Origin of the sequence: Streptococcus sp. 1453 (assembly GCF_013276955.1) — a bacterium.
GTDB lineage: Bacteria > Bacillota > Bacilli > Lactobacillales > Streptococcaceae > Streptococcus.
In genome coordinates, this window is record NZ_VMLZ01000026.1 from 1 (window position 1) to 7,124 (window position 7,124).

Annotated in this window: 5 protein-coding genes and 2 pseudogenes; 5 read left to right on the forward strand and 2 right to left on the reverse strand. The window is 38.7% G+C overall.

Features of this window, described 5'->3' with window-relative positions:
- The 5 genes and pseudogenes from HW098_RS10150 to HW098_RS10170 form a co-directional block, all read left to right on the forward strand.
- Window positions 1-269, forward strand: a 269-nt coding sequence (locus HW098_RS10150; protein ID WP_176140015.1) for a damage-inducible protein CinA, incomplete at its 5' end; no start/stop codon positions are given.
- 7 nt (window positions 270-276) lie between these two features.
- Window positions 277-693 (forward strand): annotated as a pseudogene (locus HW098_RS10155) (hypothetical protein); the annotation flags it as partial.
- 366 nt (window positions 694-1,059) lie between these two features.
- Complete coding sequence (locus tag HW098_RS10785; RefSeq protein ID WP_176140017.1) at window positions 1,060-2,448, forward strand: hypothetical protein; 1,389 nt, start codon at window positions 1,060-1,062, stop codon at window positions 2,446-2,448.
- 182 nt (window positions 2,449-2,630) lie between these two features.
- The gene (gene tnpA, locus HW098_RS10165; RefSeq protein ID WP_001140801.1) at window positions 2,631-3,104 is read left to right on the forward strand and encodes an IS200/IS605 family transposase; all 474 of its coding nucleotides are present in this window, start codon (window positions 2,631-2,633) and stop codon (window positions 3,102-3,104) included.
- 486 nt (window positions 3,105-3,590) lie between these two features.
- A complete protein-coding gene (locus tag HW098_RS10170) occupies window positions 3,591-6,314 on the forward strand; it encodes a hypothetical protein (RefSeq protein ID WP_176140018.1) in 2,724 nt (907 codons plus the stop codon).
- 153 nt (window positions 6,315-6,467) lie between these two features.
- Here HW098_RS10170 and HW098_RS10175 read toward each other — a convergent pair.
- Window positions 6,468-6,911 (reverse strand): annotated as a pseudogene (locus HW098_RS10175) (hypothetical protein); the annotation flags it as partial.
- A 7-nt stretch (window positions 6,912-6,918) separates the two neighbouring features.
- Window positions 6,919-7,124: hypothetical protein (locus HW098_RS10180; protein WP_240149491.1), on the reverse strand; the 206-nt coding region annotated here is incomplete at its 5' end.

Genomic DNA, 7,124 nt, shown 5'->3' on the forward strand with positions numbered 1-7,124 from the left:
CCGAGCGAGCCATCAGTCAAGCAGACCAACTGCTGGACTACAAGAGCTGGTCCGAGGAGGACAGAAATATGTTTAGTCAACTACGTATGCGCGAAGAACAAGCCTTGTTGGCACAGGACTATGCCTTGGAAACAGCTAGGGAAGAAGGGAAACTTTTTGCCTTTCTGGATATGGTCCGCCAAGGTCTTCTGACTTCGGAGGTTGCGAGTGAACAATTGGGCATGACTGTTGCTGAGTTTGAGGAGCTATTGAAAGACCATCATAAATAAGACCTAAAAATACAGAGAAACCAGCAAAGACGAGGTTCGCAAACCGTGGTTGGAGTTTTTCGGGAATAAACCCTTTACCCAGCACCCCGAGCGAGCCATCAGCCAAGCAGATCAACTGCTGGACTACAAGAGCTGGTCCGAGGAGGACAGGGAAATGTTTAGTCAACTACGTATGCGCGAAGAACAAGCCTTATTAGCACAGGACTATGCCTTGGAAACAGCTAGAGCAGAAGGGATTGAACAAGGTTTAGAACGTGGACTTGAACGTGGCCGTGCAGAGGGTCTTGAAAAAGGGCGCGAAGAAGGCATTGAAGAGGGATTAAAAGTAGGTTTAGTAAATCTAGTCCGTCAAGGTCTTCTGACTTCCGAGGTTGCTAGCGAGCAATTAGGCATGTCAGTCACTGAGTTTGAGTCCTTGCTATGAGGTCACATTTTAAATAGTAGAAAGTTAATGGAATGGCGAGTTATTTCTAAAATACTTGTCATTTTTGCTTGACATTTGGAAGGGGTTATAGGATAATATCATGGAAGTGAGTTCTATCCAACTATCGATATGGATTAGATATGTGAGGTTTGACTCAGGGTTTAAGAAATTTGTGAGATTTTCACTTGAGAGATACGGTATTTGAAGAGTATTTCATCTCACAAAGACGTTTTTTCACCTTTTTTGAAAAAAATAGGTAAAAAGTTGATGAAAACCCTTGACAAATCCTGCAAATATTTATATACTGTATGGTAGTAAGATAGTCTTACGAAAAAATATTTTAAAGAAAACAAAGGAGATAAAACGATGAAAAAAGTTTTATTGACAAGCGCAGTAGTTCTTGCTACATTTGGTGCTACACAAGCTGTTTCAGCAGATATTGTAGATTTTAATAGCATTTTAAGTGGAATCACTGATACTAATGCTAAAGCTAAAGTTAAAGCAAAAGCTGAAGAACTTAGAGATTTCCAATACAATCTATTGAATAAACAACAATTTGGTGGAAAAACTTTAAGAGAACTTTATATTAATTATGTTGCTAAAGAAGCAGCATATAAAGCACTTCCTGAAACAGTTAAAGCGGCATATGCTAATCTTGAGGCTCTTAGACAAGAACAAATCAAGATTAAAGATATGCAAGGTGATGCTGATGCATTAGCTAGCAAGGTAACTGAGCTTAATGTAGCGATTACTAATGCTACAAATAAGGTTGGTATTATCGCAGACGAGATTAAAGACATCAAAGCATCATTAGGTGTTGCTAATGATAAAGTCGCTGAATTGCGTGCTAAGAAATTAGATTTAGAACTTCAATATTCTTCAGCAGTTAAAGCAGCTGAAAGTGCAGGAGCAAAAGTTGATGCAGAAATCAACAATGAGTTACAAAAAGTAAATAATGACTATGCAGCTGCTGTTAAGAAAGCTAATGAGCTTAATGAGCAACTTTCAGAAAAAGTAGCAGAAGAAAAAGAAAATGCTTTCAATATTGGTCGTTATAATGCCGCTAAAGCAGCAGTTGTTGCTTATATGGCAGGAGATCAATCTAAGATTCTTGAAGCTTCATTTGACTTAGGTAAGAAAGTTAAAGCAGCTGAAGATGCGGTTAGAGCAGCTGAAGCATCTATTGCGACTGCTCGCGCTGAACGTGATGCGGCTAAGAATGCACTTGAAGCGGCTGAAGCTACAGTTTCAGAAAGATTTGCTGATAAAGGCTTGACTTACAACCGTTCTGTATTTGAAGCTGCTGATACAAACGTAAACAATACTAAAGTTGGTTGGTACAAAAACCATGCAGGTATGTGGGCATACTACTCAACTGCTGGTGATAAAGCTACTGGTTGGAAACAAGTAGATGGTACTTGGTACTACTTTAACGCAGCAGGCGAAATGCAAAAATTCTGGGTTAAAGATGGCAACACTTGGTACTACCTAAACGGTTCAGGTGAACTCGTTACAGGTTGGTTACAAGACGGTGGTAAATGGTACTTCCTAGATGCTTCAGGTGCTATGAAAGCTAGCCAATGGCTTCAAAACAACGGTAGCTGGTACTACCTTGATGCTACAGGTGCTATGAAAGCTAACGGCTGGTTCCAAGTAGGAGACAAATGGTACTACGCAACTGCTTCAGGTGCTATCGCAGTTAACACTACTGTAGGTGGTTACACTGTAAACGGAAACGGTGAATGGGTTAAATAATCTAAGATAATTTAAAGCTAGGAGAAATCTCTCCTAGTTTTTTTATGGCTTCAAGCCAGTTTTTCTCGTAGAGAAAAACAAGAAAACCACCAGCTATGCTGGTGGCTGACAAGGCTTCTAGCTTCCATTTATTTTTCTAAGTATAATCTAATTGTTCAGGTTAGATAAAGGAGGAAAAATAAATGGCTAAAACCAGTTACAGTTTATCACATACTAAATGGATGTGCAAATATCATATAGTTTTTACACCTAAGTATCGCCGTAAGGCGATATATTACAAAGTCAGGTCGGATTTGATAGATATTATTAAACATCTATGCGGTTGTCGTGGCGTGGAGATTATCGAAGGTCATATGATGCCAGACCATGTACACCTGCTTGTACTGATACCTCCCAAACTTTCGATTTCCGATTTTATGGGGTATCTCAAGAGCAAAAGTGCATTGATGATATTTGATAAGCACGCTAATTTAAAATATAAGTATGGAAATCGAAAGTTCTGGGCTAGGGGATACTATGTAAGTACCGTTGGACTAAACGAAAAGACCGTAGCTAAATATATTCGCGAGCAGGAAAAGAATGACATTGCACTCGATAAGCTGAGTGTAAAAGAATATGAAGATCCGTTTTCTGATGGCGGATTTAGAACAAGGTAAAAGCCCGTTGTGACGGGCATTAGTCAAGTAATATAGCACGACCTGAACGAAGTTCAGCGAGCGTCTTTAGACGCCGCTGGAGAGAAACGGCTTATAGCCGGTGTACAAGCCACCCGTTTTCACGGGTGGTTATGACTGATTGCGACAGGTGTGCTGTTCATCTATGGGAGAAATGCCCTTTAACAATGGTAGGGTATGAGTTTTACCTATATTACTGGAGACGCAAAGTTACTGGATGGCAAAAATTTTTTATGGTAATACTTGTCATAAATCAAAAAGAACCATAATCTGTCAGCTAGTTATTGTGAATTCATTGTTTTCAAAACGATTTTCACAAAAACTTTGATAAAACAAATAAAATCCCGAACGAAAATGTAACACAAATTTAACATAAAACACTTGACAAAGATTTGTGGGGGGTATAATCAACATAAGAATGTCCTAATTGTATGGATATTGCGAAATAAGAAATATGAGGTAGTCCAAATGGATAAGAAAAGAATGATATTGGCGAGCTTAGCAAGTGCGGCAGTCTTAGGAGTAGGGTTTACTACGGTTCAACCGTTATTAGTTGTAAAAGCTGATGATTCTACCAATACAACTTCATCTCAACCAGCTGGAGAAACTGGAACTACTGGAACTCCTAAATCAGAAGTTACAAGTCCAGAAATTAAACAAGCTGAAGCTGACGCTAAAAAAGCTGAAGAAAAAGTTACTGAAGCTCAAGCAAAAGTAGATACAACTACTACTGCAGCTGCTGAAGCAAATACTAAATTAGAAGCTGAGAAAAAAGAAGCTACTGCTGCTGAAGCTGTAAAAACTGAAGCTGAAAAAGCTAAGAAAACGGCTGACGACGAATTAGCTGCTGCTAAAGAAAAAGCTGCTGAAGCTGATGCTAAAGCTCAAGAAGAAGCTAAAAAAGAAGAAGATGCTAAGAAAGAAGAAGCTGATTCTAAAGAAGCTTTATCAAAAGCTTTAGATCAATTAGAAGAAGCAATCGCAAATGATCCAAACATTACTAATAAAGAGGCTGCTAAAAAAGCTGCTAAAGAATTAGTTGACAAAGAAGGATTATTAAAAGCTGTTGAATCTGGTGAATTAAAAGCTGGGGATATTCTTAAAGAATTAGAAAACGACGATAAAACATCTGAAGCTAATGCTAATGCAACTCCAGCTAAAGCTAAATCAGAAGCTGAATTACCAGCAGACATTAAAGCTGGAATTGACAAAGCTGAAAAAGCAGATGCTGCTCGTCCTGCATCAGAAAAATTGCAAGACAAAGCTGATGATTTAGGTGAAAAAGTTGATACGCTTAAAGAAGATGCTGAAGCATTGAAAGCTGAAGAAGATAAAAAAGCTGAAACTCTTAAAAAACAAGAAGATACATTAAAAGAAGCTAAAGAAGCTCTTAAATCTGCTAAAGATAATGGATTTGGTGAAGATATCACAGCACCACTAGAAAAAGCTGTAACTGCGATTGAAAAAGAGCGTGATGCTGCACAAAATGCATTTGATCAAGCTGCTTCAGATACTCAAGCTGTTGCTGATGAATTAAACAAACTTACTGATGAGTACAACAAAACTCTTGACGAAGTAAAATCTGCTAAAGAAAAAGAAGCTAGCGAACCAGCTAAACCAAAAGCAGAGGAACCAGCTAAACCAGCAGAAAAAACAGAAGCTGAAAAAGCTGCTGAAGCTAAAGCAGAAGCGGATGCTAAAGTTGCTGAATTAGAAAAAAAAGTTGCTGAAGCAGCTAAAAAAGTTGAAGAAGCTACAGCTAAAGCTAAAAAAGAAGCTGACGATGTAACAGCTGCTCAAACTAAAAAAGAAGAAGCTGATAAAGCTAAAGCTGACGCAGAAGCTGAATTAGCTACAGCTAAAGAAGAAGCTGAAAAAGCAAAGGCAAAAGTTGAAGAACTTAAAAAAGAAGAAGCTGAAACTAGAACTGCTCTTAAAGATGCTTTAGATCAACTTGAAGAAGATGCAATTGCTAAAATCAATAAAGATGCAAGTATCACAGACAAAGAAACAGCAATTGCTGATCAAAAAGCTGAAATTGGTAAAGAAGCAATCTTAGATGCTGTTGAAAAAGGTGTCTTAACTGCAGGGGATGTTCTTAAAGAATTAGAAAATGATTATAAAACAAGAAATAAAGCTCCTGAAAAAGTTGAAGAAACTAAAAAATTAGATGCTGAAGAAGCTAAAAAAATTGATGAAGCCGCTAAAAAAGAAGCTTCTAAACCAATCGTCGAAAAGCTTACAGATATAGCTGATGATTTAGCTGAAAAAATCGAAAAATTAACTAAAGTAGCTGATAAAGACAAAGCTGATGCTGTTGAAAAAGCTAAAGTAGTAGAAGAAAAAAACGCTGCATTAGATAAACAAAAAGAAACTTTAGAAAAAGCTAAAACTGCTCTTGAAACAGCTAAGAAAAACAATGCTGATCAAGCTATCCAAAATGGATTACAAGAAGCTGTAACTAGACTAGAGGCTGCTGTTGCTTCTGCTAAAACTACCGCTGATGAAGCTCAAGCTAAATTTGACGAAGTTAACGAAGTAGTAAAAGCATACAAAGATGCAATCGATGAACTAACTGACGAGTACAATCAAGTTCTTAAAGATTTAGAAGCAGCTAAAGCAAAAGATGCTGATAAACCAGAAGTTCAACCAGAGCAACCAGCTGAACAACCACAACCAGCTCCAGCTCCAAAACCAGAGCAACCAGAAACTCCAGCACAACCTTCTGTTCCTGCAAGACCATCTAATCCGACATATGTCCCTTCATACCCTTCATATGTTCCATCATACAGCTCATATTCTGTAGTAAAACCAGCTAAACCAGCCGCTTCAAAAACGGGCTGGAAACAAGAAAACGGTATGTGGTACTTCTACAATACTGATGGTTCAATGGCGACAGGATGGCTCCAATACAATAGTTCATGGTACTACCTAGACGCTAATGGTGCTATGGTAACAGGTTGGGCTAAAGTCAACGGCTCATGGTACTACCTCAACGCTAATGGTTCAATGGCAACAGGTTGGCTTAAAGATGGTGATACATGGTACTATCTTGAAGCATCAGGGGCTATGAAAGTAAGTCAATGGTTTAAAGTTTCAGACAAATGGTACTATGTTGACGGTTCAGGTGCCCTTGCAGTAAATACTACTGTAAATGGTTACACTGTAAACGGAAACGGTGAATGGGTTTAATTTTAGATAGTTGAATCATGACAGGAGAGAAATCTCCTGTTTTTTTGTGGTATATAATCGCGTGAGGGCTTTGTTGGACAGTAGAAAATAAAAAGTGAACAAGACAATATTTCATTCTTGTTCGCTTTTATGTTATTATGTGATTGTATAATTTTACAACAGTGCCTCAAACTCAGCTACGGTCATACCCAATTGTTCACTCGCAAATTCAGAAGTTAAGACATGTTGGCGAACCATATCTAAGAAGGCAAAAAGTTTCCCTTCTTCCCTTCCTTCAACTTTCCCACGCTCCAGTCCCTGTTCAAGACCTTCAGCTCGCCCACGCTCAAGACCTTGCTCTAAACCTTTTTCGATTCCTTGTTCAAGACCTTCAGCCCTAGCAGTTTCCAAGGCATAGTCATGAGCGAGTAATGCTTGTTCTTCACGCCTGCGTTGTTCACTAAACATTCTCCTGTCCTCCTCGGCCCAGCTCTTATAGTCCAGCAGTTAGTCCACCTGACTTATAGCTCGCTCTGGTTGCTGGGTAAAGGGTTTATTCCCGAAAAACTCCAACCATGGCTGGCGAACCTCGTCTTTGCTGGTTTCCCTGTATTTTTTTTAGTTCTTAGTTATGATAGTCTTTCAATAATTCTTCAAACTCAGAGACAGTCATGCCCAATTGCTGACTGGCAACCTCTGCTGTTAAAAGATGCTGGCGAACAAGATTTGCTAACATAACAAAACCACCTTCAGCCCTAGCAGTTTCCAAGGCATAGTCCTGAGCCAATAATGCTTGTTCTTCACGCATACGTAGTTGACTAAACATATTTC

What these genes read in the sequence shown, in the direction of transcription:
- HW098_RS10170 (WP_176140018.1), top strand. Translation starts at nt 3,591, where the DNA reads ATGGATAAGAAAAGAATGATATTGGCGAGCTTAGCAAGTGCGGCAGTC.
- tnpA (WP_001140801.1), top strand. Translation starts at nt 2,631, where the DNA reads ATGGCTAAAACCAGTTACAGTTTATCACATACTAAATGGATGTGCAAA.
- HW098_RS10785 (WP_176140017.1), top strand. Translation starts at nt 1,060, where the DNA reads ATGAAAAAAGTTTTATTGACAAGCGCAGTAGTTCTTGCTACATTTGGT.